This window comes from Streptomyces sp. NPDC055632, from assembly GCF_053618675.1.
Map to the genome: position 1 here is coordinate 236,870 of NZ_JBSHHY010000002.1, position 25,356 is coordinate 262,225.

The 25,356-nt window shown below is 71.2% G+C and carries 23 protein-coding genes and 2 tRNA genes; 20 read left to right on the plus strand and 5 right to left on the minus strand.

From position 1 onward, the window contains the following. Positions 1 to 57: 57 nt before the first annotated feature. The 10 genes from dnaN to ACWGSR_RS03680 all read left to right on the plus strand — a co-directional run bounded on the left by dnaN (position 58) and on the right by ACWGSR_RS03680 (position 11,679). The gene (gene dnaN / locus ACWGSR_RS03635) at positions 58 to 1,188 is read left to right on the plus strand and encodes a DNA polymerase III subunit beta (RefSeq protein ID WP_030205035.1); all 1,131 of its coding nucleotides are present in this window, start codon (positions 58 to 60) and stop codon (positions 1,186 to 1,188) included. A gap of 200 nt (positions 1,189 to 1,388) precedes the next feature. Then, a complete protein-coding gene (gnd, locus tag ACWGSR_RS03640; RefSeq protein ID WP_453563282.1) occupies positions 1,389 to 2,267 on the plus strand; it encodes a phosphogluconate dehydrogenase (NAD(+)-dependent, decarboxylating) in 879 nt (292 codons plus the stop codon). 56 nt (positions 2,268 to 2,323) lie between these two features. After that, a complete protein-coding gene (gene recF / locus ACWGSR_RS03645) occupies positions 2,324 to 3,445 on the plus strand; it encodes a DNA replication/repair protein RecF (RefSeq protein WP_376231627.1) in 1,122 nt (373 codons plus the stop codon). 13 nt (positions 3,446 to 3,458) lie between these two features. Then, positions 3,459 to 4,028, plus strand: coding sequence for a DUF721 domain-containing protein (locus tag ACWGSR_RS03650; protein WP_376231630.1), 570 nt, complete (start codon positions 3,459 to 3,461; stop codon positions 4,026 to 4,028). Positions 4,029 to 4,376: 348 nt separating this feature from the next. Continuing rightward, positions 4,377 to 6,407, plus strand: coding sequence for a DNA topoisomerase (ATP-hydrolyzing) subunit B (gene gyrB, locus ACWGSR_RS03655; protein WP_366373217.1), 2,031 nt, complete (start codon positions 4,377 to 4,379; stop codon positions 6,405 to 6,407). A gap of 41 nt (positions 6,408 to 6,448) precedes the next feature. Then, entirely contained in the window at positions 6,449 to 9,061 is a 2,613-nt protein-coding gene (gyrA, locus tag ACWGSR_RS03660) for a DNA gyrase subunit A (protein ID WP_376231633.1), read from the plus strand. Between the two features lie 109 nt (positions 9,062 to 9,170). After that, positions 9,171 to 9,737, plus strand: a complete 567-nt coding sequence (locus ACWGSR_RS03665; protein ID WP_453563283.1) for a DUF3566 domain-containing protein — start codon at positions 9,171 to 9,173, stop codon at positions 9,735 to 9,737. A 110-nt stretch (positions 9,738 to 9,847) separates the two neighbouring features. Next, positions 9,848 to 9,921 (plus strand) — tRNA-Ile (locus ACWGSR_RS03670). A 169-nt stretch (positions 9,922 to 10,090) separates the two neighbouring features. After that, positions 10,091 to 10,225, plus strand: a complete 135-nt coding sequence (locus ACWGSR_RS03675) for a DLW-39 family protein (RefSeq protein WP_003958712.1) — start codon at positions 10,091 to 10,093, stop codon at positions 10,223 to 10,225. A gap of 158 nt (positions 10,226 to 10,383) precedes the next feature. Beyond that, positions 10,384 to 11,679: a hypothetical protein gene (locus ACWGSR_RS03680; protein ID WP_453563285.1), complete on the plus strand. Its 1,296-nt coding sequence runs from the start codon at positions 10,384 to 10,386 to the stop codon at positions 11,677 to 11,679. A gap of 4 nt (positions 11,680 to 11,683) precedes the next feature. On the opposite strand, the gene ACWGSR_RS03685 is transcribed toward ACWGSR_RS03680, so the two are convergent. Together ACWGSR_RS03685 and ACWGSR_RS03690 are read right to left on the minus strand one after the other, a co-directional pair. Further along, the gene (locus tag ACWGSR_RS03685) at positions 11,684 to 13,207 is read right to left on the minus strand and encodes a protein kinase domain-containing protein (RefSeq protein WP_453563286.1); all 1,524 of its coding nucleotides are present in this window, start codon (positions 13,205 to 13,207) and stop codon (positions 11,684 to 11,686) included. Between the two features lie 61 nt (positions 13,208 to 13,268). After that, entirely contained in the window at positions 13,269 to 13,829 is a 561-nt protein-coding gene (locus tag ACWGSR_RS03690; RefSeq protein ID WP_376231643.1) for a helix-turn-helix domain-containing protein, read from the minus strand. A gap of 129 nt (positions 13,830 to 13,958) precedes the next feature. Here ACWGSR_RS03690 and ACWGSR_RS03695 point away from each other — a divergent pair. The 3 genes from ACWGSR_RS03695 (at position 13,959) to ACWGSR_RS03705 (ending at position 16,093) form a co-directional block, all read left to right on the plus strand. Continuing rightward, a tRNA-Ala gene (locus ACWGSR_RS03695) sits at positions 13,959 to 14,031 on the plus strand. 192 nt (positions 14,032 to 14,223) lie between these two features. After that, positions 14,224 to 15,567 carry an MFS transporter gene (locus ACWGSR_RS03700; protein WP_453563287.1) on the plus strand — a complete coding sequence of 448 codons (1,344 nt, stop codon included), beginning with the start codon at positions 14,224 to 14,226 and terminating at the stop codon, positions 15,565 to 15,567. Between the two features lie 145 nt (positions 15,568 to 15,712). After that, a complete protein-coding gene (locus ACWGSR_RS03705; RefSeq protein ID WP_376231648.1) occupies positions 15,713 to 16,093 on the plus strand; it encodes a DUF6344 domain-containing protein in 381 nt (126 codons plus the stop codon). Between the two features lie 339 nt (positions 16,094 to 16,432). Here the strand turns inward: ACWGSR_RS03705 and ACWGSR_RS03710 are convergent, their stop codons facing one another. Then, positions 16,433 to 17,158 carry a DUF5324 family protein gene (locus ACWGSR_RS03710; RefSeq protein ID WP_376231650.1) on the minus strand — a complete coding sequence of 242 codons (726 nt, stop codon included), beginning with the start codon at positions 17,156 to 17,158 and terminating at the stop codon, positions 16,433 to 16,435. Positions 17,159 to 17,330: 172 nt separating this feature from the next. Between ACWGSR_RS03710 and ACWGSR_RS03715 the strand changes: the two genes are divergently transcribed. After that, positions 17,331 to 17,858, plus strand: coding sequence for a peptidylprolyl isomerase (locus ACWGSR_RS03715; protein WP_376231652.1), 528 nt, complete (start codon positions 17,331 to 17,333; stop codon positions 17,856 to 17,858). A gap of 22 nt (positions 17,859 to 17,880) precedes the next feature. After that, on the plus strand, positions 17,881 to 18,744 hold the full coding sequence (locus ACWGSR_RS03720; RefSeq protein WP_453563289.1) for a rhomboid family intramembrane serine protease: 864 nt from the start codon (positions 17,881 to 17,883) through the stop codon (positions 18,742 to 18,744). A 316-nt stretch (positions 18,745 to 19,060) separates the two neighbouring features. Here ACWGSR_RS03720 and crgA read toward each other — a convergent pair whose 3' ends face one another. Then, on the minus strand, positions 19,061 to 19,315 hold the full coding sequence (gene crgA, locus ACWGSR_RS03725; protein WP_062753782.1) for a cell division protein CrgA: 255 nt from the start codon (positions 19,313 to 19,315) through the stop codon (positions 19,061 to 19,063). Between the two features lie 140 nt (positions 19,316 to 19,455). Between crgA and ACWGSR_RS03730 the strand changes: the two genes are divergently transcribed. The 5 genes from ACWGSR_RS03730 to ACWGSR_RS03750 all read left to right on the plus strand — a co-directional run bounded on the left by ACWGSR_RS03730 (position 19,456) and on the right by ACWGSR_RS03750 (position 23,173). Continuing rightward, on the plus strand, positions 19,456 to 20,223 hold the full coding sequence (locus tag ACWGSR_RS03730) for a DUF881 domain-containing protein (protein ID WP_453563291.1): 768 nt from the start codon (positions 19,456 to 19,458) through the stop codon (positions 20,221 to 20,223). A 149-nt stretch (positions 20,224 to 20,372) separates the two neighbouring features. After that, positions 20,373 to 20,534 (plus strand): hypothetical protein, encoded by a 162-nt coding sequence (locus ACWGSR_RS03735; RefSeq protein WP_148003371.1) that lies wholly within the window; start codon positions 20,373 to 20,375, stop codon positions 20,532 to 20,534. Next, on the plus strand, positions 20,531 to 21,169 hold the full coding sequence (locus ACWGSR_RS03740) for an aminodeoxychorismate/anthranilate synthase component II (RefSeq protein ID WP_366373230.1): 639 nt from the start codon (positions 20,531 to 20,533) through the stop codon (positions 21,167 to 21,169). Before ACWGSR_RS03735 ends, ACWGSR_RS03740 begins: the two co-directional genes overlap by 4 nt. Then, complete coding sequence (locus tag ACWGSR_RS03745; RefSeq protein ID WP_453563292.1) at positions 21,166 to 22,458, plus strand: class E sortase; 1,293 nt, start codon at positions 21,166 to 21,168, stop codon at positions 22,456 to 22,458. Before ACWGSR_RS03740 ends, ACWGSR_RS03745 begins: the two co-directional genes overlap by 4 nt. Positions 22,459 to 22,495: 37 nt before the next feature. Next, entirely contained in the window at positions 22,496 to 23,173 is a 678-nt protein-coding gene (locus ACWGSR_RS03750) for a class E sortase (RefSeq protein ID WP_376231662.1), read from the plus strand. Positions 23,174 to 23,255: 82 nt separating this feature from the next. On the opposite strand, the gene pknB is transcribed toward ACWGSR_RS03750, so the two are convergent. Beyond that, on the minus strand, positions 23,256 to 25,295 hold the full coding sequence (gene pknB, locus ACWGSR_RS03755) for a Stk1 family PASTA domain-containing Ser/Thr kinase (protein ID WP_376231665.1): 2,040 nt from the start codon (positions 25,293 to 25,295) through the stop codon (positions 23,256 to 23,258). Positions 25,296 to 25,356 lie beyond the last annotated feature (61 nt).

The window sequence follows — 25,356 nt, forward strand, 5'->3', positions numbered from 1 at the left end:
ACGTCAGACTGGTTCCCGCAGTCGACGAAGAGCCAGCAACAGCAGGAGGCGGTTCCGGTGAAGATCCGGGTGGAGCGCGATGTACTCGCGGAGGCGGTGGCCTGGGTGGCCCGCAGCCTCCCGGCCCGTCCGCCGGCGCCCGTACTCGCGGGCCTTCTGCTGAAGGCCGAGGACGGCGCCCTGAGCTTCTCGAGCTTCGACTACGAGGTCTCCGCGCGGGTCTCGGTCGAGGCGGAGGTCGAGGAGGACGGCACCGTCCTCGTCTCCGGCCGCCTGCTCGCCGACATCTGCCGCGCCCTCCCCAACCGTCCCGTGGAGATCTCCACAGACGGTGTACGGGCGACCGTGGTCTGCGGCTCCTCCCGCTTCACCCTCCACACCCTGCCTGTGGAGGAGTACCCGGCGCTGCCGGAGATGCCCACCGCGACGGGCACCGTCCCCGGCGAGGTCTTCGCCTCCGCCGCCGCGCAGGTGGCCATCGCCGCCGGCCGCGACGACACGCTCCCCGTCCTCACCGGCGTGCGCATCGAGATCGAGGGCGACACGGTCACCCTGGCCTCCACCGACCGCTACCGCTTCGCGGTCCGCGAGTTCCTGTGGAAGCCGGAGTCCCCGGACGCCTCCGCGGTCGCCCTGGTGCCCGCGAAGACCCTCCTGGACACCGCCAAGGCGCTCACCAGCGGCGACACGGTCACCCTGGCGCTCTCCGGCTCCGGCAAGGGCGAGGGCCTCATCGGCTTCGAGGGCGCGGGCCGCCGCACCACCACCCGGCTGCTCGAAGGCGACCTGCCGAAGTACCGGACGCTCTTCCCCACCGAGTTCAACTCGGTCGCGGTGATCGAGACCGCCCCCTTCGTCGAGGCCGTCAAGCGCGTGGCCCTGGTGGCCGAGCGCAACACCCCGGTCCGGCTGAGCTTCGAGCAGGGCGTGCTGATCCTGGAGGCGGGCTCCAGCGACGACGCACAGGCTGTGGAGAGGGTCGACGCGCAGCTGGAGGGCGACGACATCTCGATCGCCTTCAACCCGACCTTCCTGCTCGACGGCCTGAGCGCGATCGACTCCCCGGTCGCCCAGCTCTCCTTCACGACCTCCACCAAGCCGGCGCTGCTCAGCGGCAAGCCCGCCGTGGACGCCGAGGCGGACGAGGCCTACAAGTACCTGATCATGCCGGTGCGCCTCAGCGGCTGATGCCCGGTGGGGCCTGCCGGGGTCCGGGGGGCGTCCCCCGGGAGACCGCGGCATGCCGGTGTGCCTCAGCGGCTGATCCGCTTGCTCCGCGGCCTTCGTGGGGGCTTCGCCTGAGCGGCCGACCCCACAGGTGTGCACCCGCGTCCGGGCGTAGGCTCGGACGCGGGTACGAACCGCACACGACGCTTAAGGAATCTCTGATGGAGCTCGGTCTCGTCGGTCTCGGCAAGATGGGCGGCAACATGCGCGAGCGCATCCGCCGCGCAGGCCACACCGTCATCGGATACGACCGCAACCCGGACCTCGCCGACGTCCACAGCCTCGAAGAGCTTGTGGGCAAGCTCAAGGGTCCGCGCGTCGTGTGGGTCATGGTCCCGGCCGGTGCCGCGACCCAGTCCACCATCGACGAGCTGGCCGCCCTGCTCTCCCCCGGCGACGTCGTCGTGGACGGCGGGAACTCGCGCTGGACGGACGACGAGAAGCACGCCGAGGAGCTGGCCGCCAAGGGCATCGGCTTCGTCGACTGCGGCGTCTCCGGCGGCGTTTGGGGCCTGGAGAACGGCTACGCGCTGATGTACGGCGGCGACGCCGAGAACGTGGCGAAGGTCCAGCCGGTCTTCGACGCGCTCAAGCCCGAGGGCGACTTCGGCTCGGTCCACGCGGGCAAGGTCGGCGCCGGCCACTTCGCGAAGATGGTCCACAACGGCATCGAGTACGCGATGATGCAGGCCTACGCCGAGGGCTGGGAGCTCCTGGAGAAGGTCGACTCCGTCACCGACGTGCGCGAGGTCTTCCGCTCCTGGCAGGAGGGCACGGTCATCCGCTCCTGGCTGCTCGACCTGGCCGTCAACGCCCTGGACGAGGACGAGCACCTGGACGCGCTGCGGGGCTACGCGGAGGACTCCGGCGAGGGCCGGTGGACCGTCGAGGCCGCCATCGACAACGCCGTGCCGCTGCCCGCGATCACCGCGTCCCTGTTCGCGCGGTTCGCCTCGCGCCAGGACGACTCCCCGCAGATGAAGATGATCGCCGCGCTGCGCAACCAGTTCGGCGGCCACGCGGTCGAGAAGAAGAAGTAATCCACAGGCTGTGCACCCGGCGGTGCACAGCAGCCGGGGAAGGTCGGCGCCCAACCATGCACGTCACGCATCTGTCGCTGGCCGACTTCCGCTCCTACGCCCGGGTCGAGGTCCCGCTCGACCCGGGCGTCACCGCTTTCGTGGGCGCGAACGGCCAGGGCAAGACCAATCTGGTCGAGGCCGTCGGCTACCTCGCGTCCCTCGGCAGCCACCGCGTCGCCTCCGACGCCCCGCTCGTCCGGATGGGGGCGGAGCGCGCGGTGATCCGGGCCGCCGTCACCCAGGGCGAGCGCTCCCAGCTGATCGAGCTGGAGCTCAACCCGGGCCGGGCCAACCGCGCCCGCATCAACAGGTCCTCGCAGGTCAGACCGCGTGACGTGCTCGGAATCGTGCGGACCGTGCTGTTCGCCCCCGAGGACCTCGCCCTGGTGAAGGGCGACCCCGGCGAGCGCCGGCGCTTCCTCGACGAGCTGATCACGGCGCGCTCGCCGCGCATGGCGGGCGTGCGCTCCGACTACGAGCGCGTGCTCAAGCAGCGCAACACGCTCCTGAAGTCGGCCGCGATGGCCCGGCGGCACGGCGGCCGGGGCATGGACCTGTCGACCCTGGACGTCTGGGACCAGCACCTGGCGCGGGCGGGCGCCGAGCTGCTCGCCCAGCGGCTCGACCTCATCGGCGTGCTGCAGCCGCTCGCGGACAAGGCGTACGAACAGCTCGCGCCCGGCGGCGGACCGATCCTCCTGGAGTACCGGCCCTCCGCGCCGGGCCCCGGGAGCACCCGCGAGGAGCTGTACGAGCAGGTGCTCGCCGCCCTCGCCGAGGTGCGCAAGCAGGAGGTCGAGCGGGGCGTCACGCTCGTCGGACCGCACCGGGACGAGCTGCTGCTCAAGCTCGGGGACCTGCCGGCGAAGGGGTACGCGAGCCACGGCGAGTCCTGGTCGTACGCGCTCGCGCTGCGGCTGGCCTCGTACGACCTGCTGCGGGCCGAGGGCAACGAGCCGGTCCTCGTGCTCGACGACGTCTTCGCCGAGCTGGACGCGCGCCGGCGCGAGCGGCTCGCGGAGCTGGTGGCGCACGGCGAGCAGGTCCTGGTGACGGCCGCCGTGGACGACGACGTGCCGGGCGTCCTGGCCGGGGCGCGGTACGCGGTGGCCGGGGGAACGGTGGAACGCGTATGACCGTGGAGCGCGCATGAGCGAGGAAGACCTTCCCCAGCCTGTGGACGGTGCCGCGGCCCCCGGGACCGCGGTGCCCGAGCCCTCGGGCGTCGACCTCGCCCGGGTCGCGCTGCGCGCCGCCAAGGAGCAGGCGAGGGCGCGGGGCGCGGCCGCGCAGCAGAAGAAGCAGGCCCGGCGCGGCGGCGGGCTGCGCTCCGGCGCGCGTGCCGACGGGCGCGACCCGATGGCGCTCGGCGCCGCGATCAACCGGCTGATCACCGAGCGGGGCTGGGAGACGCCGGCGGCGGTCGGCGGGGTCATGGGCCGCTGGCCGCAGATCGTCGGCGAGGATCTGGCGAAGCACTGCGTGCCGGTGCGGTTCGACGACGAGCCGGACGCGCGGGTGCTGACCGTGCAGTGCGACTCGACCGCCTGGGCCACGCAGCTGCGGCTCCTCGCGCCGACGCTCGTCGCGCGGCTCAACGAGGACCTGGGGCACGGGACGGTGCGGCTGATCAAGGTCCTGGGGCCGGGGGCGCCGCGGCGGGGGTACGGGCCGCTGCGGGCGCCGGGGTCGACGGGGCCCGGCGACACGTACGGCTAGGCGCCGGGCTGCCCGGGTTCTCGGGGGCCGGTGCTCCCTCTGCGCGCGGGGCCCTTCGGGGCCTCGTTCTCGTGGTGCGGGTACAAGGGGGAGCGCTCCTTGACAACGTCGGTCACCCCGCGCCCACGCCGCGCTACGGCCCGAAGCGCTAGGTGGCCGTCAGGGGGCCCTGGAGCCCCTGTCCGGATATGGGGAGTCGTCTCGCTCCCGCTCAGGGCGGCACATGCGGACTCAGGTACCGGCAAACCCCCATGAGTGTCAGAGCTACCGGTAGACTGGAGACAATCCCGCCACCCTGCGGAACATGTCGAACGACGCAGCCGCTCCCGTATGCCCGGAGAACGGCCTGTGCTGTGCCAGAAAGGGCGCTTCGTGGCCGATTCCGGCAACCCCAACGAGAACAACCAGTACACCGCCAGCAACATTCAGGTCCTCGAAGGCCTGGATGCCGTGCGCAAGCGCCCTGGCATGTACATCGGCTCGACCGGTGAGCGCGGTCTGCACCACATGGTGCAGGAGGTCGTCGACAACTCGGTCGACGAAGCCCTGGCCGGCCACGCCGACACCATCGACGTGACGATCCTGCCCGACGGCGGCGTCCGCGTCGTCGACAACGGCCGAGGCATCCCCGTGGGCATCGTCGCCTCCGAGGGCAAGCCGGCCGTCGAGGTCGTCCTGACCGTGCTGCACGCGGGCGGCAAGTTCGGCGGCGGCGGCTACGCCGTCTCCGGCGGTCTGCACGGCGTCGGCGTCTCCGTCGTGAACGCCCTGTCCACCAAGGTCTCCGTCGAGATCAGGACGGACGGCCACCGCTGGACGCAGGACTACAAGATGGGCGTCCCGACGGCCCCGCTCGCCCAGCATGAGGCGACCGACGAGACCGGCACGTCGGTGACCTTCTGGTCCGACCCGGACATCTTCGAGACCACCGAGTACTCCTTCGAGACGCTCTCGCGCCGCTTCCAGGAGATGGCCTTCCTCAACAAGGGCCTCACCATCACGCTCACCGACGAGCGCGAGTCCGCGAAGGCCACGGTCGGCGCCGACGACCCGGACGCCGAGGCCGCCGCCGAGCCGGCCGCCCGCACGGTGACGTACCACTACGAGGGCGGCATCGTCGACTTCGTGAAGTACCTCAACTCGCGCAAGGGCGAGCTGATCAACCCCACCGTCATCGACATCGAGGCCGAGGACAAGGAGCGCATGCTCTCGGTCGAGATCGCGATGCAGTGGAACTCCTCGTACAGCGAGGGCGTGTACTCCTTCGCGAACACGATCCACACCCACGAGGGCGGTACGCACGAGGAGGGCTTCCGCGCCGCGCTGACCACGCTGGTCAACAAGTACGCGCGCGACAAGAAGCTGCTCCGCGAGAAGGACGACAACCTCACGGGCGACGACATCCGCGAGGGTCTGACCGCGATCATCTCGGTCAAGCTCGGCGAGCCGCAGTTCGAGGGTCAGACGAAGACCAAGCTCGGCAACACCGAGGCGAAGACCTTCGTGCAGAAGGTCGTCCACGAGCACCTGACGGACTGGTTCGACCGCAACCCGAACGAGGCCGCGGACATCATCCGCAAGGGCATCCAGGCCGCCACCGCGCGCGTGGCCGCCCGCAAGGCGCGCGACCTGACCCGCCGCAAGGGCCTCCTGGAGTCGGCGTCCCTGCCGGGCAAGCTCTCCGACTGCCAGTCGAACGACCCGTCCAAGTGCGAGATCTTCATCGTCGAGGGCGACTCCGCCGGCGGCTCGGCCAAGTCCGGCCGCAACCCGATGTACCAGGCCATCCTGCCGATCCGCGGCAAGATCCTGAACGTCGAGAAGGCCCGCATCGACAAGATCCTGCAGAACACCGAGGTCCAGGCGCTGATCTCCGCCTTCGGCACCGGCGTCCACGAGGACTTCGACATCGAGAAGCTCCGCTATCACAAGATCATCCTGATGGCGGACGCCGACGTCGACGGCCAGCACATCAACACCCTGCTGCTGACCTTCCTCTTCCGCTTCATGCGCCCGCTGGTCGAGGCCGGCCACGTCTACCTCTCCCGCCCGCCGCTCTACAAGATCAAGTGGGGCCGGGACGACTTCGAGTACGCCTACTCGGACCGGGAGCGGGACGCGCTCGTCGAGCTCGGCAAGCAGAACGGCAAGCGGATCCGCGAGGACTCGATCCAGCGCTTCAAGGGTCTCGGCGAGATGAACGCCGAGGAGCTGCGCGTCACCACCATGGACGTCGACCACCGCGTGCTCGGCCAGGTGACCCTGGACGACGCGGCCCAGGCCGACGACCTGTTCTCGGTGCTGATGGGCGAGGACGTCGAGGCACGCCGCTCGTTCATCCAGCGGAACGCCAAGGACGTCCGCTTCCTCGACATCTGAGTCGGTCCCCGCTGACCGTACGAAAGGACTGACGACCAGCAATGGCCGACGAAAACACCTCCGGCACCACCGAAGAGCAGGAGCCCGTGCTGCGGATCGAGCCCGTCGGGCTCGAGACCGAGATGCAGCGCTCGTACCTCGACTACGCGATGTCCGTCATCGTGTCCCGCGCGCTGCCCGACGTACGGGACGGCCTCAAGCCCGTCCACCGGCGCGTGCTCTACGCGATGTACGACGGCGGCTACCGGCCGGAGAAGGGCTTCTACAAGTGCGCCCGCGTCGTCGGTGACGTCATGGGCACGTACCACCCGCACGGCGACACCTCGATCTACGACGCGCTCGTCCGCCTCGCCCAGCCCTGGTCGATGCGGCTGCCGCTCGTCGACTCCAACGGCAACTTCGGCTCCCCGGGCAACGACCCGGCCGCCGCCATGCGCTACACCGAGTGCAAGATGGCGCCGCTGTCGATGGAGATGGTCCGGGACATCGACGAGGAGACCGTCGACTTCCAGGACAACTACGACGGCCGCAACCAGGAGCCGACGGTCCTGCCGGCCCGGTTCCCGAACCTGCTCGTCAACGGCTCGGCCGGCATCGCCGTCGGCATGGCGACCAACATCCCGCCGCACAACCTGCGCGAGGTCGCCGAGGGCGCCCAGTGGTACCTGGCCAACCCCGAGGCCGGCCACGAGGAGCTGCTCGACGCGCTCGTCGAGCGGATCAAGGGACCGGACTTCCCCACCGGCGCGCTCGTCGTCGGCCGCAAGGGCATCGAGGAGGCGTACCGCACCGGTCGCGGCTCCATCACGATGCGCGCGGTCGTCGAGGTCGAGGAGATCCAGAACCGCCAGTGCCTGGTGGTCACCGAGCTGCCGTACCAGACCAACCCGGACAACCTCGCGCAGAAGATCGCCGACCTGGTGAAGGACGGCAAGATCGGCGGCATCGCCGACGTCCGCGACGAGACCTCGTCCCGGACCGGCCAGCGCCTGGTCATCGTGCTCAAGCGCGACGCCGTCGCCAAGGTCGTCCTGAACAACCTGTACAAGCACACCGACCTCCAGACGAACTTCGGCGCCAACATGCTGGCGCTCGTCGACGGCGTGCCGCGCACCCTCTCCCTGGACGCGTTCATCCGCCACTGGGTGACGCACCAGATCGAGGTCATCGTCCGCCGGACCCGCTTCCGGCTGCGCAAGGCCGAGGAGCGCGCCCACATCCTGCGCGGCCTGCTCAAGGCCCTGGACGCGATCGACGAGGTCATCGCGCTGATCCGGCGCAGCGACACGGTCGAGGTCGCCCGCGGCGGCCTGATGGACCTGCTGAGCATCGACGAGATCCAGGCCAACGCGATCCTGGAGATGCAGCTCCGCCGGCTCGCCGCCCTGGAGCGCCAGAAGATCGTCGCCGAGCACGACGAGCTCCAGGCGAAGATCAACGAGTACAACGCGATCCTGGCCTCGCCCGAGAAGCAGCGGACGATCGTCAGCGAGGAGCTGGCCGCGCTCGTCGAGCGCTTCGGCGACGACCGCCGCTCCAAGCTCGTGCCCTTCGACGGCGACATGTCCATCGAGGACCTGATCGCCGAGGAGGACATCGTCGTCACCATCACGCGCGGTGGCTACGTGAAGCGGACGAAGACCGAGGACTACCGCTCGCAGAAGCGCGGCGGCAAGGGCGTGCGGGGCACGAAGCTGAAGCAGGACGACATCGTCGACCACTTCTTCGTCTCCACCACCCACCACTGGCTGCTCTTCTTCACCAACAAGGGCCGGGTCTACCGGGCCAAGGCGTACGAGCTGCCGGACGCCGGCCGGGACGCCCGCGGCCAGCACGTGGCCAACCTCCTCGCCTTCCAGCCGGACGAGCAGATCGCCCAGATCCTGGCGGTCCGCGACTACGGCGTCGCGCCGTACCTGGTGCTCGCCACCAAGGCCGGCCTGGTGAAGAAGACCGCGCTGAAGGACTACGACTCGCCCCGCTCCGGCGGTGTCATCGCGATCAACCTGCGCGAGCTCGACAACGGCGAGGACGACGAGCTGATCGGCGCCGAGCTGGTCTCCGCCGAGGACGACCTGCTGCTCATCAGCAAGAAGGCGCAGTCGATCCGCTTCACCGCCACGGACGACGCGCTGCGTCCGATGGGACGCGCCACTTCGGGTGTCAAGGGCATGAGTTTCCGCGAGGACGACGAACTGCTCTCGATGAATGTCGTCCGGACGGGTACGTTCGTCTTCACCGCGACCGACGGCGGGTACGCGAAGCGCACCCCCGTCGACGAATACCGCGTCCAGGGCCGTGGCGGCCTCGGCATCAAGGCCGCCAAGATCGTGGAGGACCGCGGCTCGCTCGTGGGCGCGCTGGTGGTCGAGGAGACGGACGAGATCCTCGCCATCACGCTGTCCGGCGGTGTGATTCGTACGCGAGTCAACGAAGTCAGGGAGACCGGCCGTGACACCATGGGCGTCCAGCTGATCAACCTGGGCAAGCGCGACGCCGTCGTCGGCATCGCGCGGAACGCCGAGGCCGGCGGCGACGACGAGGTCGACGACGCCGACGAGGCCGAGGGCGTCGTCGAGGTGTCCGAGACCGAGGTGGTCGAGGGCGGGACAGCCGAGGGCACGGAGTCCTCGGCCGGGGAGCACGAGGAGTAAGAGCGTGAGTGGAGCCACGGGCGCCGGATCGGCGGCCGCCGGAGCTTCTTCTGCAGGTGCCGGCGCGAGCGGCGCCCGTGGTTCCGCCACGGACTCCCAGGGGGTTGCGGTGACGGACACTCGGGGGCAGCAGCCCTCGTACGACAGCTACAACGGGCCGCTGCCCGGCGAGCGGCCCGGTGGGCAGGCCGGCGGGCCGTACCACCCGCCGCAGGCCTACGGCGCCCCGACGACGGGCGGCACGGCGGGCGGCAGCAAGTCCGGGGCCGTGCGCCGGCCCCGGACGGGCGCCCGCACGACGCCCCGGACGCGCAAGGCCCGGCTGCGGGTGGCGAAGGCCGATCCGTGGTCGGTGATGAAGGTGAGCTTCCTGCTCTCCATCGCGCTCGGCATCTGCACGGTCGTGGCCGCGGCCGTGCTGTGGATGGTCATGGACGCCATGGGCGTCTTCTCGACGGTCGGCGGGACGATCAGCGAGGCCACGGGCTCGAACGAGTCCAACGGCTTCGACCTGCAGTCGTTCCTGTCGCTGCCGCGGGTGCTGATGTTCACCTCGGTGATCGCCGTGATCGACGTGGTCCTGATGACCGCCCTGGCGACGCTCGGCGCGTTCATCTACAACCTGTCGGCCGGCTTCGTGGGCGGCGTCGAGCTGACGCTGGCCGAGGACGAGTAGCGGCCGAGCGGGACGCGCGGGGCCACTCCCGGGAACGGATTTTGGGACTGGCCCCCACGTGCGCTAATCTTCAGGAGTCAGCGCGCGGGACACACACCGCAAAGCGCGGCGGGGCTATAGCTCAGTTGGTTAGAGCGCATCCCTGATAAGGATGAGGCCACAGGTTCAAATCCTGTTAGCCCCACATTTTAGATCGGCCCGGACGGTTCAACCGTCCGGGCCGATTCTCTTTGCCCCGGAGTGAATCGGGGACGTCGTGGGTTTGAAACTCGCACAGGTCACCGATCGGTATCGGTCGATGTGTAGAGTGGGCGTCAGAAGTCTCCTACGTCAACGAAAGACGAGGTCGCGCGGTGAAGAAGCTTCTCCTGGTCGCACTGGCCGCCATCGGCGGGCTCCTCGTGTACCGCCAGATCCAGGCGGATCGCGCCGAGCAGGATCTGTGGACGGAGGCGACCGACTCCGTGCCCGCAGGTTCGGGTGTCTGAGACGAAGACCGTCTGTGGGTGAAGCCCCGGCCGCACTTGTGCGGGCCGGGGCTTCGCTCTGTTCCGGGGCCGTCCCGGTCCCACCGGGCCCTGTCGGCGGTTTGCCCGGGCGAATATGTTGCTTGCTCAAGCGAAGAGGAAGCGATGAGGGGGAGCGCGTGAAGAAGCGGGCCGGCATCGGCAGGAGGGCGGGGGCCCTGATCGCGGCCGCCGCGGCGGTGGGAACGGTGGCGGGGACGCCCGCCCAGGCACAGGCTCAGCCCCGGACCCAGGTCCGGGCCGCCGGCGGGGAGGCGCTCCCGCCGTACACCTTCGACTCCACCGCCCAGCGGGTCCGGGGCGCCGCCTCCAGCTCCGACGCGCAGGAGCTGAAGACCGGGCGGACCTACCGCGACACGCTCCGGAAGAACGGCAAGGTCTACTACCGGATCGTCCTCGACGGAAAGCGGAACACGTACGTCTCCGTGGTCGCCGTCCCCAAGCCGGGCGGCAAGGTCGAGTACGGCGACGGCTTCAAGGTCAGCATCCAGGACAACTCCGGCACGGAGTGCGGCTACCAGCAGGCGGGCTTCTCCTCGGCCCGGTACACCCGCCCCCTCGCCGCCTACGCCCGCCGCACGGTCAACCCGGACAGCTCCAGCTGCCGGCAGCCGGGCAACTACTACGTGCTCGTCGAGCGCACCACGAAGACGGGCTCCGACCAGTCCGACTGGGACGTCGAGATCCGGCACCTGGCCGAGCCGCTCCTGAAGAAGGCGGGGCCGACCGAGCTTCCGGAGGCCTGGCCGTCCGCCACGCCCGCGCCCCTGACGGGCGAACCGAAGCCCCGGCAGGGCGGCTCGGGGGTCTACGACGCGGCCTCGCTCACGCAGGGCGAGTGGCGGTCCGACATCCGGCCGGGGCAGACCCTCTTCTACCGGGTCCCCCTCGACTGGGGGCAGCAGCTCTTCGCCACCGCCGAGCTGGGCAGCAGCGTCGAGGGCGACGACTACGTCTCCAACGCGCTGGTGCTCTCCCTCGAGAACCCGGCGCTCGGCCACGTCGACGCCGAGACCGTCGGCTACAGCGGGAAGCAGGCGACGCTGGCGCTCGGCCCGCAGCGGCCGGTGGCGCACGAGAACCGCACCTCGTACACCGAGGCCACGAGCGGGATGCGGTTCGCCGGCTGGTACTACCTGTCCGCCACGCTCAACCCGGAGATCGCCGAGGAGTACGGCGACGGGCCGGTGCCGCTGACGTTGCGGGTGAACGTGCTGAACGCGGCGAAGGCCGGTCCCGGGTACGACGGGGGCCCCGGCCCGTTCGCCGTGACCCCCGACGACAAGAGGTCGGCCGAGGAGGCGGAGCGCAGCGACTCCATGCGGCTGGTCGCCACGGCCGGGATCGGCACCGGGACGGTGCTGCTGCTCGGCCTCGGCGCGTGGACGCTGGTGGCGCGGAGGCGGACGGCGTGACGCCTCAGACCTGAGTGAGGGCCCAGAAGCCGACCGCGAGGCAGACGAGCGCGAGCAGGAGCACCGGGACCGCGACCTTCGGGGGCGGTCCCGGACGGCGTACGGGGGCGGGCACGGGGGCCGTCACCGGTTGCGGGTACCCGTAGGGGCCGGGGGCCTGGACGGGGTGGGCGGTGTACGGGTTCGTGGGGGCCTGCCCGTACGGCCCCGCCGGGGTGATCCCCTGGTTGAAGGCGGGGCCCGGGTACGCGGCCGGCGGGGGCAGGTGGAAGCTGCCGGTCTCGGAGGGGTGGGGCGGAGTGGCCGGGGCGGCGGGGGTTGTGACCGGGGCGGCCGGGGTGGTGGCCGGAGCGGCAGGGTGTGGGGGCTGCTGCTGTGGTGGTACGGGATGCGGGGGGCCGGCGGGCTGTTCCCGGGCCGGTACGGGCGCGGGGAGGGGGTGCCCGGGGTCGGTGGCCGTGGGCGGGCCCGGGGCGGCGGTCGCGGCGGGGGCCGCAGCGGGGGCCTGGTCGCCCTGGCCGTCCTGTGCCGGGTGGTGGGCCGGGGAGGTCGCGGGATGCGGGGGGCTGGTGGGGTTCTTGGCGCTCGTGGGGATCGTGGGGTTTGTGGCGCTCGTAGGGTTTGTGGGGCTCTTGGTGCCGGTGGTGCTCGTGGGGCCTTCGGGGCCGAAGCCCGGGGGCAGGGGGCCGAGTTGGTCGAAGATCTCGACCGGCTCCTCGTCGGCGGCCGGCTCGGGCAGCATCTCGACGGCGGCGCTCAGCGCCTTGCGCGCCCCCGTGGCCGTCCGGAAGCGGGCCTGCGGGTCGGGCTGGAGCAGTCCCGCGAGCACCTGCCACAGGGGCTCCGGGATGCCCTCGGGGGCGCTCGGGGTGCCGTACGCGAGGAAGTGCTCGACCAGGGCCTGGGAGTCCGGCTTGCGGCCCTGGAGCAGGTAGAGCGCGACCAGGCCGACGGCGAACAGGTCGGCGGTGAAGTCCGGTTCGGCGCCGAGGAGCTGTTCGGGCGCGAAGTAGCCGGGCGTCCCCACGACGTAGTCGGTCTCCGTGAGCCGGGGCTCGCCCTTGCGCATGGAGATGCCGAAGTCGGAGAGGCGCAGGTGCGGCCGTCCGGTCCCGGTGACGTCGAGGAGGATGTTGGCCGGCTTGATGTCCCGGTGGACGACCCCCTCGGCGTGCACCGTGGCCAGGCCCGAGAGCAGCTGGTCGAGGAGGACGCAGACGAAGCGGGGCGGCAGCGGGCCGTAGTCCCCGATGACGTGGGCGAGCGAGCCGCCGGCCACCAGGTCCATGGTGAACAGGACCTTGTCGTCGTCGGCGGCCCAGCTGGCCGGGGCGAGGACGTGCGGGTGGTCGATCCGCAGCGCCTGCTCGCGGACGAAGCGGAGCAGGGTGTGGGCGTCGCTCTGCAGGAGCACCTTGGCCGCCACGTAGCGGCGGCGCCGGTGGTCCCAGGCCCGCCACACCGCGCCCGCCCCGCCCCGTCCGATCGGGTCGATCAGCTCGTACCGTCCGGCGAAGACCTCACCCATCGCGCTGCGCCCGCTCCCCGTTGCGTCGTCTCTCCGCGGGTCCGGCCGGCCGCCGGGCCCCTCAGTTCTGGTGCGACTCGTAGTGGGCGACCGCCTCCGCGGTCCGCCCGGCGCCGTACACCCTGAGGAACTCTGCCAGTTCCGGGTGGGCCGGGGCGAGCGAGTCGGCGGCGTCGATGATGTCGCCCGCGGCCGCGACGGAGCGCAGCAGGGACTGGATCTCGCGGACCACCCGGCGCACGGTCGGGGCGCCGGAGCCGGCGCCGGCTCCGGCTCCGGTCTGGCCCGAGCCGGTGAGGACGGAGCCGCCCTGCGACTTCTTGACCTCCTCCATGCGGTCGGTGGCCTCGGCGGCGCTGACGCTGCCGTCGGCGACCTGCACGGCGAGCTCCTGGAGCGCCTGGACGCGCTGGACGACGGCCGGGTTGCCGATCTTCGCCCGCTGGCCGCTCATCAGCTGGGACAGCATGGGCGCGGAGAGCCCGAGCACGGCCGCGAGCCTGGCCTGGTTGAGCCCGAGATCGTCGATCAGCCGACGGAAGAGCGCCCCCAACGGCTCCCCGTACCAACTGCGCTGAAGCTCTCTGGCTCTGGCCGTGGCTTCCTGCTGCGCTGCGTCCATCACTTCTCCCCATCCCTGCGGTTCGCCACTGCGAACCTCGGGCAGCATCTTACGGAGCGTGGTCGCGGACCGGGAGTCCCAATCCTTTTGCCGGACATGGGGGGTGACCCGGTACGCTGTCCTCGTTCCGGGGCCTTAGCTCAGTTGGTAGAGCGCTGTCTTTGCATGGCAGATGTCAGGGGTTCGACTCCCCTAGGCTCCACTCCGGACTGACCCCCCTGACCTGCGGAAGCGCGGGCCAGGGGGGTCTTTCGCGTCTCCTCCGGTACGGGGGCGGCGGCCGGGACCGGGGTCCGGGGGCGTGGCGCTGGGTGAGCAGGGGCCCAAGTGGCCCAGGCTCCGGAGGCGCGAATGGACCAGGAGCGGTGGGCCACTCGGTTCTAGCGTCGTGTCCATGGCGAACAGAGGGAACGCGGGGGGACGGACGGACGAGCCCGAGCCGTACGCGCTCGAAATCCGTGGGCACGCGCGTGGGGAGGCCGGCGGGCACGCGCGCGGGGAGGCCGACGGGGAAGTCGGCGGGGAGGCGCGTGGGGAGGCCGGCGGGCGGGTGCCCCGTGCGCTGGTGGTCGCGCAGTTCGTCAACGCGGTCGGGGACGGGGCCTTCTACGTCTCCTCGGCGCTCTACTTCACGCGGATCGTCGGGCTCTCCGCGCCGCAGATCGGGGCCGGGCTCGCGGTCGCCTGGGCCGTGGGGTCGGTCGCCGGGGTGCCGCTGGGGCACCTGGCCGACCGGCGGGGGCCGCGCGGGACCGCCGTACTGCTCGCCCTGGCCACCGCCGCGTCCGTCGCGTCCTTCCTCGTCCTGCGCTCCTTCGTGCCGTTCCTCTGCGCGGCCGTCGCGTACGCCACGGCGCAGAGCGGGCTCGCCGCGGCCCGGCAGGCCCTGCTCGCCGGGCTCGTCGGGCCGGCCGCGCGGACGCGGGCGCTCGCCCGGCTCCAGGCCGTCCTCAACGGCGGGCTCGCCGTGGGGGCCGCGCTCGGCGGGCTCGCGCTGCACGCGGGGACGCGGAGCGCGTACCTCGCCGTGTTCGCCCTGGACGCCGCCGCCTTCCTGGTCTGCGCGCTCGTCCTGGGCCGGCTGCCCGCGGTGGCGCCCGCCCCGGGGTCCTCGGGCGGCGGGCCGGGGCTCGCGGTGCTGCGGGACCGGCCGTACGCGCTGCTCGCCCTCCTCAACGCCCTGATGCTGCTGCGGATGCCGCTCCTCAGCCTCGCCCTGCCGCTGTGGATCGTGGAGCGGACGGCGGCTCCCGGCTGGACCGTGTCGGCGCTCTTCGTCCTCAACACCGCCGTGGTGACGCTCTTCCAGGTCCGTGCCGCCCGGTCCGTGACGGACCTCGCCACGGCCGCGCGTGCGGTGCGGTGGTCGGGGGCGGTCATGTGCGCCGCGTGCGCGGTCTTCGCGTTCTCGGGGACGTCGGAGGCCGGCCGTGGCGCCGGGGCGGGGGTCGCGGTGGCGGTGCTCGTCCTCGGGGCCGTGCTCCAGGTCCTCGCCGAGATGCGGCACTCCGCGGGCTCGTGGCAGATCGGCTTCGCGCTGGCCCCCGCCGACCGGATCGGCCAGTACCAGGGCTTCTACGGCTCCGGGGTCCCCGTCGCCCGCACCCTCGGACCCCTGCTCGTCACGACCCTGCTCATCGGCTGGGGCGCGCCCGGGTGGCTGCTCCTGGGCGGTGTCTTCCTGGTCGCGGGTGCGGCGACCGGCCCCGCCGTGCGGTGGGCGGACACCGCCCGCTGATCCGTACGAGTGGTGTTCATCCGAAGAACTGCGCACGAGCGGCGTCGCTCCGTGCCATTCCGGGGCGCAGCCACATCATGAGGAAGGTATGTAAAGCGCGCAACTCGAAATGAACCATCCGAGAACACCACGAAAGCGAGGGGCCATGGCCACCGCCAAGGTCAAGCAGTTCTGGGCCGCCTTCATCTCCGTCCTCTTCGCCCTGCTCGCCTCCGTCGGCCTGGCGGGCACCGCCGCCGCGGCCCAGCAGCCCGCCGTGCAGCAGCCCGAGGAGCCGGTGGCTCCCGCCGCCGCCACGACCGCCTCCGCCGCGGGGGAGCGCGCGTCCGCCTCCGTACCGGCACAGCGGGCACACCGGTGGCCGCTGCTCGCGGGGGACCGCTCCCTGCCGCCCACCATCAAGCAGCGCATCGCCGCCGAGGCCCACGGTTCCTCCCCCACCGCGCGCCAGCGCTCGGCCGTGCCCGCCGCCGTCGAGAGCGACCCGGTCGCGCTGACGGAGCTGGCGCTCGCCACGGCGGCGTAGGGCGCGGGGAGACCACGACGTGCACTCCCCGCACCCCACTGGTGCTCATTCGGCACCACGCAGTGCCCATTCGGCACCAAGTAGTAGGAACCGGCGTTATCCAAAACGTCCGAAGCACCTGGACCACCTGGCGGCACCCGGCACCGTACGGCCGGACCCGACAGGATCCGGCAGCACCCGCCAGGCCCCGACAGGGTCAGGCACCGCATGGCAGGGCCGGGTGGAACCCGGCACTACCCAACCGCACCCGGCAGACTCCGGCGCTACCCAACCGCACCCGGCAGGCTCCGGAACCGCGCGGCAGAGCCCGGCAGGACCCCGTACGAAGCCCCCGTCCGGTCAGCGGCCCTCGTCGCGGCGCTCGGCGGCCTCCGTGGCGTCCAGTTCGGCGGCCTCCGCCTCGGCCTCGGCCTCCTTGGCCTCCACCTCCGGATCGAGGGTGGCCCCACTGCCGTCGACGGACGTCAGCACGGTGACCTCCTCGTCCACCTCGGTGGCGGCGGGCGGCTCGACCAGCCAGTCGGGGTTCGACTGCTTGTCCCACCACTTCCAGGCGGCGAACACGCCGCCGGCCACCACGCCGAGGACGACGAGTCCCTTGGCGAGGCGCCCGGCCCTGGCCCGGCGCTCGTGCTTCCTCACGATCTTCCGAATCTCCTTCGGCGTCACCTGACCGCGCAGCGCGGCCCAGGCGGCCGTGGAACGCGCACCGGCCTCCTCCAGGACGGGACCGGTCGCGGCGACCGCGCTCTCGACGCGCGGAGCGGTGTAGTCGGCTGCCTGACGGGCGGCCCGGCGGGTCTTGACCGCCGCACGGTGTGCGGCCGCGTCGACCCGCGGCGGTACCCGCGGTGCGACGTACGCGTCGTACTGCGTACGAGCCTGCGTCCGGGCCTGCTGAGCGGCCTTCGAAAGCTTCGGCGCGATCAGCTCCCGCGCCTCGTTCGCATACTGTGTGGCCTGGTCCCGGGCCGTTTCCGCGTACGGCGCCACCACTTCCGCGGCGTGCAGAACGCTCTCCTTCGCCGAACCTGTGGCGGCGCGCACGCTGTCCATGCGGGTCACGGGATTCCTCCTCCTCGGTGGCGATGTCAGGTTTTCGCCTTTCCATCCTCTTCGGAATCATGCCCGTCGGAGCCAGGTCCGGCATGTGGGGCGGGCATCCGGGGCATGCGAGGATCGTTCACTGCAGAGTCAGGCGTGACATGACGCGCCCCGATGTGGACGGAAGGCGACCGTGGCCGAGCAGCTGTACGCGATCCTCAAGACGAGTCTGGGCGACATCGAGGTGCGGCTGATGCCGTTCCACGCGCCGAAGACGGTGCGCAACTTCGTCGAACTCGCGTCGGGCGAGCGCGCGTGGACGCACCCCGCCACCGGCGCGGTCTCCGAGGACCCCCTCTACGACGGGACGGTCTTCCACCGCGTCATCAAGGGCTTCATGATCCAGGGCGGCGACCCCCTGGGGAACGGCACGGGCGGTCCCGGCTACGAGTTCGCCGACGAGTTCCACCCGGAGCTCTTCTTCGACCGCCCCTACCTGCTCGCCATGGCCAACGCCGGCCCGGGGACCAACGGCTCGCAGTTCTTCGTCACCGTCGCCCCCGCGACCTGGCTGAACCGCAAGCACACGATCTTCGGCGAGGTCGTGGACAAGGAGAGCCGGAAGGTCGTGGACGCGATCGCGGAGGCCGGGACCGATCCGCACACCGAGCGTCCGCTCCGGGACGTGGTCGTCGAGTCCGTGGTGATCGAGAAGCGCTGAGCCGGAAGGGACGGGACCTCCCATGGACGCGCAGCCCGGTCTGCCGCGCTGTTACCGCCACCCGGAGACCGAGACCGGCATCCGCTGCGTCCGCTGCGACAGGCCCATCTGTCCGCAGTGCATGGTCTCCGCCTCCGTCGGCTTCCAGTGCCCCGACTGCGTACGCGGCGGTTCGGGCACCGGGCACGCCCCCGACGCCAACCGGCCCCGGACGCTCGCGGGCGGCCGGGTGGCCACGGACGAACGTTTCGTCACCAAGATCGTCATCGCGATCAACCTGGCGCTCTTCATCGCCGTCCAGGCGGTGGGCGACCGGCTCGTCGACGACCTGGGGCTCATCGGGTACGCCTTCCTCCCGACCGGCGAGCTGATCGGGGTCGCGGACGGCGAGTGGTACCGGCTGCTGACCTCGGCCTTCCTGCACCAGGAGATCCCGCACTTCCTCTTCAACATGCTGGGGCTCTGGGTGATCGGCGGGATCGTCGAACCCGAACTGGGCCGGATCCGGTACACGGCCCTGGTCCTGCTCTCCGGGCTCTCCGGTTCGGCGCTCGCCTATCTGCTCTCCCCGCAGAACCAGTTCTCGCTCGGTGCCTCCGGGATCGTCTTCGGGCTGATCGGCGCCTGGGTCGTCCTCGCCCGCCGCCGGCGGCACGACATGCGGCCGGTCGTCCTCTTCGTCGCGCTGTCCCTGCTACTGACCTTCACCCGTCCGGGGATCTCCTGGGAGGCCCACATCGGCGGTCTGGTCGGCGGCGCCCTGGTGACGTACGCGCTGCTGCACGCGCCCCGGGCCCGCCGGAACCTGGTGCAGTACACAGCCTGTGGACTGGTTCTCCTGCTCGACCTGGGGATCGTGCTCTTCCGATCGGCCGCGCTCGCCTGAGCGCACAGGGCTGTGGATGAGCTTCTGTGTGAGCTTTCCCCAGAGTTATCCACAGTGTGTGGCGAACTCCTCCCGCTCCGTGGAGAAAGAACGCGCCCCTCACCTCTGACCTGGGGATTTCCCAGGGAGGTGAGGGGCGCGACGCATCGTGCCGAGGGTGATCGCGGTCATACCGGCGTCAACCCCGGCGTGAGTTATCCACAGATCTTCGTAAGTTATCCAGTGCTGTGCACAACGCTGTGGATAAACTCAGGGGAGAGCTTGACGGGCACCCGGCACGGGCGCTAGGTCGCCACCGTGGACGACCGGGCCGTCGCTACTTCCACTGCGTGGAGACGCCGAAACCGGCCGCGATGAAGCCGAAGCCCACCACGATGTTCCAGTTCCGGATCGACTCGATCGGCATCGTGCCGTCGGTGACGTAGAAGACCACGATCCAGACCAGTCCGATGGCGAACAGCGCCAGCATCACCGGCGCCACCCAGCTGCGGTTGGTCAGCTTGATGTTGGTGGCCTGCTTGGCGGGCGGAGGCGTGAAGTCGGCCTTCTTGCGGATACGTGACTTCGGCACGAGGGACTCTCCTGTCGATGCGCTGCGTGACCGCGCAGGGAACTGTGGCTGGCGCCGGGATGTGACGAAGGAGGACGTCTGCGTCCCCCAGGCGTCCGTTAGCGTAGTGGTTCCGCGGCACCGAAGGGGATCAGGGTACGTTGAGCAATTCCGCCGACACTCCCGAAGGGCCGGGCCGCACCGCGAGGTGGCGCCCCGTCCGGCTGCTCACCCTTGCCGTTTTCGCCCTCGCCGGACTGATCTTCGTCACGAGCTTCAACACGGCCAAGGGCACCAACCTCCGCACGGACGCCTCCCTCCTCAGGCTCTCCGACCTGATCGAGGAGCGCAGCCACAAGAACGCCGGACTCGACGAGACCGCCGCCGCCCTCCGCTCCAAGGTGGACTCCCTCGCCGCCCGCGACGACGGCTCCACGCGCGCGGAGGACGAGAAGCTCGAAGCGCTCGAAGCGGCGGCCGGCACCACCGAGGTCTCCGGCTCCGGCCTCACCGTCACCCTCGACGACGCCCCGCCGAACGCCCGGTCCGCCCCCGGCTACCCCGAGCCGCAGGCCAACGACCTGGTCATCCACCAGCAGGACCTCCAGGCCGTCGTCAACGCCCTCTGGCAGGGCGGCGCCGAGGGCATCCGGGTCATGGACCAGCGGCTCATCTCCACCAGCGCCGTGCGCTGCGTCGGCAACACCCTGATCCTCCAGGGCCGCGTCTACTCGCCGCCGTACAAGATCACCGCCGTGGGTGACCGGGGGCGGCTGAGCAGGGCGCTGGCCGACTCCCCGGCGATCCGGAACTACCAGCTCTACGTCAAGGCGTACGGGCTCGGCTGGAAGGTCGACGAGCACCGGTCGGTGACCCTCCCCGGCTACTCGGGCACGGTGGACCTCCACTACGCGAAGCCGGTGGGCTGACCGGATCCCGCCCGTGGGCCCGTCCACGGGCTGTGGACGACGATTCCCGGCCGCGGCGCGTTGTCCACAGGCTTTGGACAGTCAACCCCTCCCGACCCCCGCGCCCCGTACTCTGGTGCCCGTAACGAACGGAAGGGGCGGTCGACGTCATGTACGGCTGGATCTGGCGGCATCTGCCGGGCAACGCGTGGGTGCGGGCGCTGATCTCGATCGTGCTGGCCCTCGCGGTCGTCTACGTCCTCTTCCAGTACGTGTTCCCCTGGGCGGAGCCGCTGCTTCCGTTCAACGATGTGACGGTGGACGGCCAGTGAGCGCGCGAATTCTCGTCGTCGACAACTACGACAGCTTCGTCTTCAACCTCGTTCAGTACCTCTACCAGCTCGGCGCCGAGTGCGAAGTCCTCCGCAACGACGAGGTCGAGCTGAGCCACGCCCAGGACGGCTTCGACGGCGTCCTCCTGTCGCCCGGGCCCGGCGCGCCCGAGCAGGCCGGGGTCTGCGTCGACATGGTCCGGCACTGCGCGGAGACCGGCGTGCCCGTCTTCGGCGTCTGCCTCGGCATGCAGTCGATGGCCGTGGCGTACGGCGGCGTCGTCGACCGGGCGCCCGAGCTGCTGCACGGCAAGACCTCGCCCGTCACGCACGGGGGCCGGGGCGTCTTCGCCGGTCTGCCCTCGCCGTTCACGGCGACCCGCTACCACTCGCTGGCCGCCGAGCCCTCCGCCCTGCCCGCCGAGCTCGAAGTCACCGCGCGGACCGAGGACGGCATCATCATGGGCCTCAGGCACCGCGAACTCCCGGTCGAGGGCGTGCAGTTCCATCCCGAGTCCGTGCTCACCGAGCACGGTCACCGGATGCTCGCCAACTGGCTGGAGGAGTGCGGCGACAAGGGAGCGGTCGACCGGTCGGCGGGGCTCGCGCCGGTGGTGGGCAAGGCCGTCGCGTGACGACGGGCTCGCCGTGGTTCCGGGCGAGGCACGAGCCGGGGCAGGAGCCGAAACCGGGGGACGGACGCGTACCGGAGGGCGGGTACGCGGCGGGGGACGGGTACGTACCGGAGGGCGGATACGTGCCGGGGGGCGGTTACGTACCGGAGGGCGGGTACGCGCCGGAGGCGGAGCCGCACGGGCGGCCCGGTGCGCATGGGCAAGCCGACCCGTACGCGTATGCGCCCGCCGACCCCTACGCGCCCGCCGCCGATCCGTACGTACCGGACAATTCCTACGCGCAGCCCCGGTCGTACCCGCAGGAGCGGGCCTCCGCCCGGGGGGACACCTCCTCCGAGGGCCCCTACGAGCCCCTCTACGGGCCGTACGGCGCCGAGGAGGGGCCGGCGGCCCCGCCGGACGAGACGGCGGTCCTGCCGGTCGTCGAAGGGCCCTCGAAGCCCTCGGGGGCGGCGGACGGGCAGCCTCCCGGGCCCGGGCGGGCCGAGCGGCGCCGTGCCGCCAAGGGCGGCCGGGGGAAGGGCCGCCGCCCCGCCACCCCGCCCGCCGCCGCGAAGCCGGCCGCGCCCCTCTCCCGGGTCGAGGCCCGACGGGCCGCCCGCGAGGCCAAGGAGAGCGTCGGCGTCGTCGCCAGCCGGATCGTCGGCGAGCTCTTCATCACCCTCGGCGTCGTCATGCTGCTCTTCGTCACCTACCAGCTCTGGTGGACGAACGTCCTGGCCGGCCAGGAGACGAACCAGGCCAAGGAGCGGATCGAGGACACCTGGGCCAAGGGCGGGGGCGAGGACCAGCCGGGCGCCTTCGAGCCGGGCGAGGGCTTCGCCATCATGTACATCCCCAAACTGGACGTCGTCGTCCCCATCGCCGAGGGCATCGACAAGACCAAGGTCCTCGACAAGGGCATGGTCGGCCACTACGCCGAGGGCGGCCTCAAGACGGCCATGCCCTCCGACGAGCAGGGCAACTTCGCGGTGGCCGGCCACCGCAACACGCACGGCGAGCCCTTCCGGTACATCAACCGGCTGAAGCCCGGCGACCCGATCGTCGTCGAGACCCGGAACGCGTACTACACGTACGAGATGGCGAGCATCCTGCCGCAGACCCCGCCCTCCAATGTGTCCGTGATCCAACCCGTCCCGAAGGGTTCGGGCTTCACCGAGCCCGGCCGGTACATCACGCTGACCACCTGCACGCCCGAGTTCACCAGCACGTACCGCATGATCGTGTGGGGCAGGCTCCTGGAGGAGCGTCCGCGCAGCAAGGGAAAGCCCGAAGCGCTCGTAGGCTGAGACCCCACACCTCCGGACGGGACGACGGGACGACCTAGTGGCACGAGCGCGCAACCGGATCGCCGGGATCATCAGTGTCCTCGGCGAACTCCTCATCACAGCCGGCCTGGTGCTCGGTCTCTTCGTCGTCTACTCGCTGTGGTGGACCAACGTCCTCGCCGACCGCGCCGCCGACCAGGACGGTGCCCAGGTCCGCGACCACTGGGCCGACGACGCCCCGGGCGCGCTCGACACCCGCGACGGCATCGGCTTCCTGCACGTGCCGGCGATGGGCGGCGGCGAGGTCCTGGTGAAGCGGGGCACCGATCCCGACGTCCTCAACAACGGCGTGGCCGGCTACTACACCGACCCGATCAAGTCCGCGCTCCCGCAGGAGGAGCGGGGCAACTTCACGCTGGCCGCGCACCGGGACGGGCACGGGGCGAAGTTCCACAACATCCACAAGGTGAGGACCGGGGACGCGATCGTCTTCGAGTCCAAGGACACCTGGTACGTCTACAAGGTCTACAAGACCCTGCCCGAGACCACGAAGTACAACGTGGACGTCCTCCAGCCCGTCCCGAAGGAGTCCGGCAGGTCCGCGCCGGGCCGGTACATCACGCTGACCACCTGCACGCCCATGTACACCTCGGACTACCGCTACATCGTCTGGGGCGAGCTGGAGCGCACGGAACGGGTCGACGGCGACCGGACGCCCCCGGCGGAGCTGCGCTGAGCGTCCGGCCCCGGCAACGGGAGAGCCCCGGCATCCGTCCTTCCGGATGCCGGGGCTCTCCCGTCGTACGGGCGGGCGGTGATCAGCCGAACAGGCCGCCGCCACCGTTGTTGTTGCCGCCGTGGTCGTCCCCGTTGTTGCCGTCACCGGGGTTGCTGGGGAAGCCGCCGCCCATGGTGAAGACGTCCACCGAGGAGCCGGTGTTGACCGGGGTGTTCGCGCCCGGGTTCGTGGCGACCACCAGCGCGTCCTCCTTGTCCGAACCCTTCTGGACGACCGTCAGGCCCATGCCCTCGAGCTGCGCCTTGACGTCCTTGAAGGGGCGGTTCGCGAGGCCGTCCGGGATCGTGACCTGCGTCTGCTGCGGGCCCTTGGAGACCTTCAGCGTGACCTGGACGTCCTTCGGCTGGTTCGAGTCGCCCTGCGGGGTCTGGTCGACGACGGTGCCCGCGGGCTTGTCGGAGTCGACGTCCTCCCTGACCACGTTGGTGAAGCCGACCGTGTTCAGCTGCTGGACGGCCTGGTCGTAGGCGCGGTCCTTCACGTTGGGAAGCTGGGACAGCTTCTTCTTCGCGATGGTGATCGTCACCTCGGAGTTCTTCTCCGCCTTGGTGCCGCCGCCCGGGTTCTGGCGCAGGACCGAGCCGGGGTCCTCGTCGGACTCCTCCTCCTCGACCTTGACCTTGAAGCCCTTGTCCTCCAGGGACTTCGTGGCCCGCTCCTGGGACTGCTCCTGGACGTCCGGGACCTCCACGAGCGGTGCGCCCTCGGAGAGGAACACCTTGATCGTGCTGTCGGGCTCCAGCTTCGTCACGTTGTCCGCGACCGGGTCCTGACGGCAGACGGCGCCGGCGGGCTGCTCGCAGCGCTCCGTGCCCGCCTGCTCGACCTTCAGGTTCACGTTGGCGGCGCGGTTCGTCGCGACGTCCAGCTTCTCGCCGACCAGGTTCGGCACCGTGACCGGCTGCGCGCCGTCCTTCTTGTCGAAGACCGCGACGCCGATGAAGATCGCGCCGATGAGCACCAGGACGCCGGCGAGGGCCAGCAGGATCGTCGAGGTGTTCGACTTCTTCTGGCCACCGCTCCCGCGACGGCGGTCCGGGCGGTCGTCGTAGCCGTAGCCGCCGTCGTTCGGGTTGACCGGCGGGAGCATGGCGGTCTGGCCGCCCGGATCGGCCTGGCGCAGGGCCGTGGTCGGCTGGTCCTCCGGCGGGTAGCCGCCGTAGCCCCCGCCGTACGCGGGCGCGGCCGCCATGCCCATCGCGGCGGCGGCCGCGACCGGCTGGCCGTCGAGGCAGGCCTCGATGTCCGCGCGCATCTCGTCGGCGGACTGGTAGCGGTAGTCGGGGTCCTTGACCAGCGCCTTGAGGACGATGGCGTCCATCTCGGGCGTGATCTCGGGGTCGAAGTTGCTCGGCGGCTGCGGCTCCTCGCGGACGTGCTGGTACGCGACCGCGACCGGGGAGTCGCCGATGAACGGGGGACGGACGGTGAGCAGCTCGTAGAGCAGGCAGCCGGTGGAGTACAGGTCGGAGCGGGCGTCGACCTGCTCGCCCTTGGCCTGCTCCGGGGAGAGGTACTGGGCCGTGCCGATCACCGCGGCGGTCTGCGTCATGGTCATGCCCGCGTCGCCCATGGCGCGCGCGATGCCGAAGTCCATGACCTTGACCTGGCCGGTGCGCGTCAGCATGACGTTCGCCGGCTTGATGTCGCGGTGCACGATGCCGGCGCGGTGCGAGTACTCCAGCGCCTGGAGGATGCCGACCGTCATCTCGAGGGTGCGCTCGGGCAGCAGCTTGCGCCCGGAGTGCAGCAGCTCACGCAGGGTCGACCCGTCGACGTACTCCATCACGATGTACGGGATGGAGACCCCGTCGACGTAGTCCTCGCCGGTGTCGTAGACCGCGACGATCGCCGGATGGTTCAGCGAGGCGGCGGACTGTGCCTCACGGCGGAACCGGGCCTGGAAGGACGGGTCACGGGCCAGGTCGGCCCGCAGCGTCTTCACGGCGACGGTGCGGCCGAGCCGGGTGTCCTGGGCGAGGTACACCTCGGCCATGCCACCACGGCCGAGCACCGAGCCCAGCTCGTACCGGCCGCCGAGGCGACGCGGCTCTTCCATAGCTAATCCAGCCCTCTCCGTCTGTCCCGACCGCACCCATGGGTGGTCCGGCGGTGTGTGC

What these genes read in the sequence shown, in the direction of transcription:
- ACWGSR_RS03720 (WP_453563289.1), top strand. Translation starts at nt 17,881, where the DNA reads ATGGACGCGCAGCCCGGTCTGCCGCGCTGTTACCGCCACCCGGAGACC.
- recF (WP_376231627.1), top strand. Translation starts at nt 2,324, where the DNA reads ATGCACGTCACGCATCTGTCGCTGGCCGACTTCCGCTCCTACGCCCGG.
- ACWGSR_RS03690 (WP_376231643.1), bottom strand. Translation starts at nt 13,829, where the DNA reads ATGGACGCAGCGCAGCAGGAAGCCACGGCCAGAGCCAGAGAGCTTCAG.
- gyrA (WP_376231633.1), top strand. Translation starts at nt 6,449, where the DNA reads ATGGCCGACGAAAACACCTCCGGCACCACCGAAGAGCAGGAGCCCGTG.
- ACWGSR_RS03700 (WP_453563287.1), top strand. Translation starts at nt 14,224, where the DNA reads ATGGCGAACAGAGGGAACGCGGGGGGACGGACGGACGAGCCCGAGCCG.
- ACWGSR_RS03650 (WP_376231630.1), top strand. Translation starts at nt 3,459, where the DNA reads ATGAGCGAGGAAGACCTTCCCCAGCCTGTGGACGGTGCCGCGGCCCCC.
- ACWGSR_RS03685 (WP_453563286.1), bottom strand. Translation starts at nt 13,207, where the DNA reads ATGGGTGAGGTCTTCGCCGGACGGTACGAGCTGATCGACCCGATCGGA.
- ACWGSR_RS03705 (WP_376231648.1), top strand. Translation starts at nt 15,713, where the DNA reads ATGGCCACCGCCAAGGTCAAGCAGTTCTGGGCCGCCTTCATCTCCGTC.
- pknB (WP_376231665.1), bottom strand. Translation starts at nt 25,295, where the DNA reads ATGGAAGAGCCGCGTCGCCTCGGCGGCCGGTACGAGCTGGGCTCGGTG.
- ACWGSR_RS03735 (WP_148003371.1), top strand. Translation starts at nt 20,373, where the DNA reads ATGTACGGCTGGATCTGGCGGCATCTGCCGGGCAACGCGTGGGTGCGG.
- gnd (WP_453563282.1), top strand. Translation starts at nt 1,389, where the DNA reads ATGGAGCTCGGTCTCGTCGGTCTCGGCAAGATGGGCGGCAACATGCGC.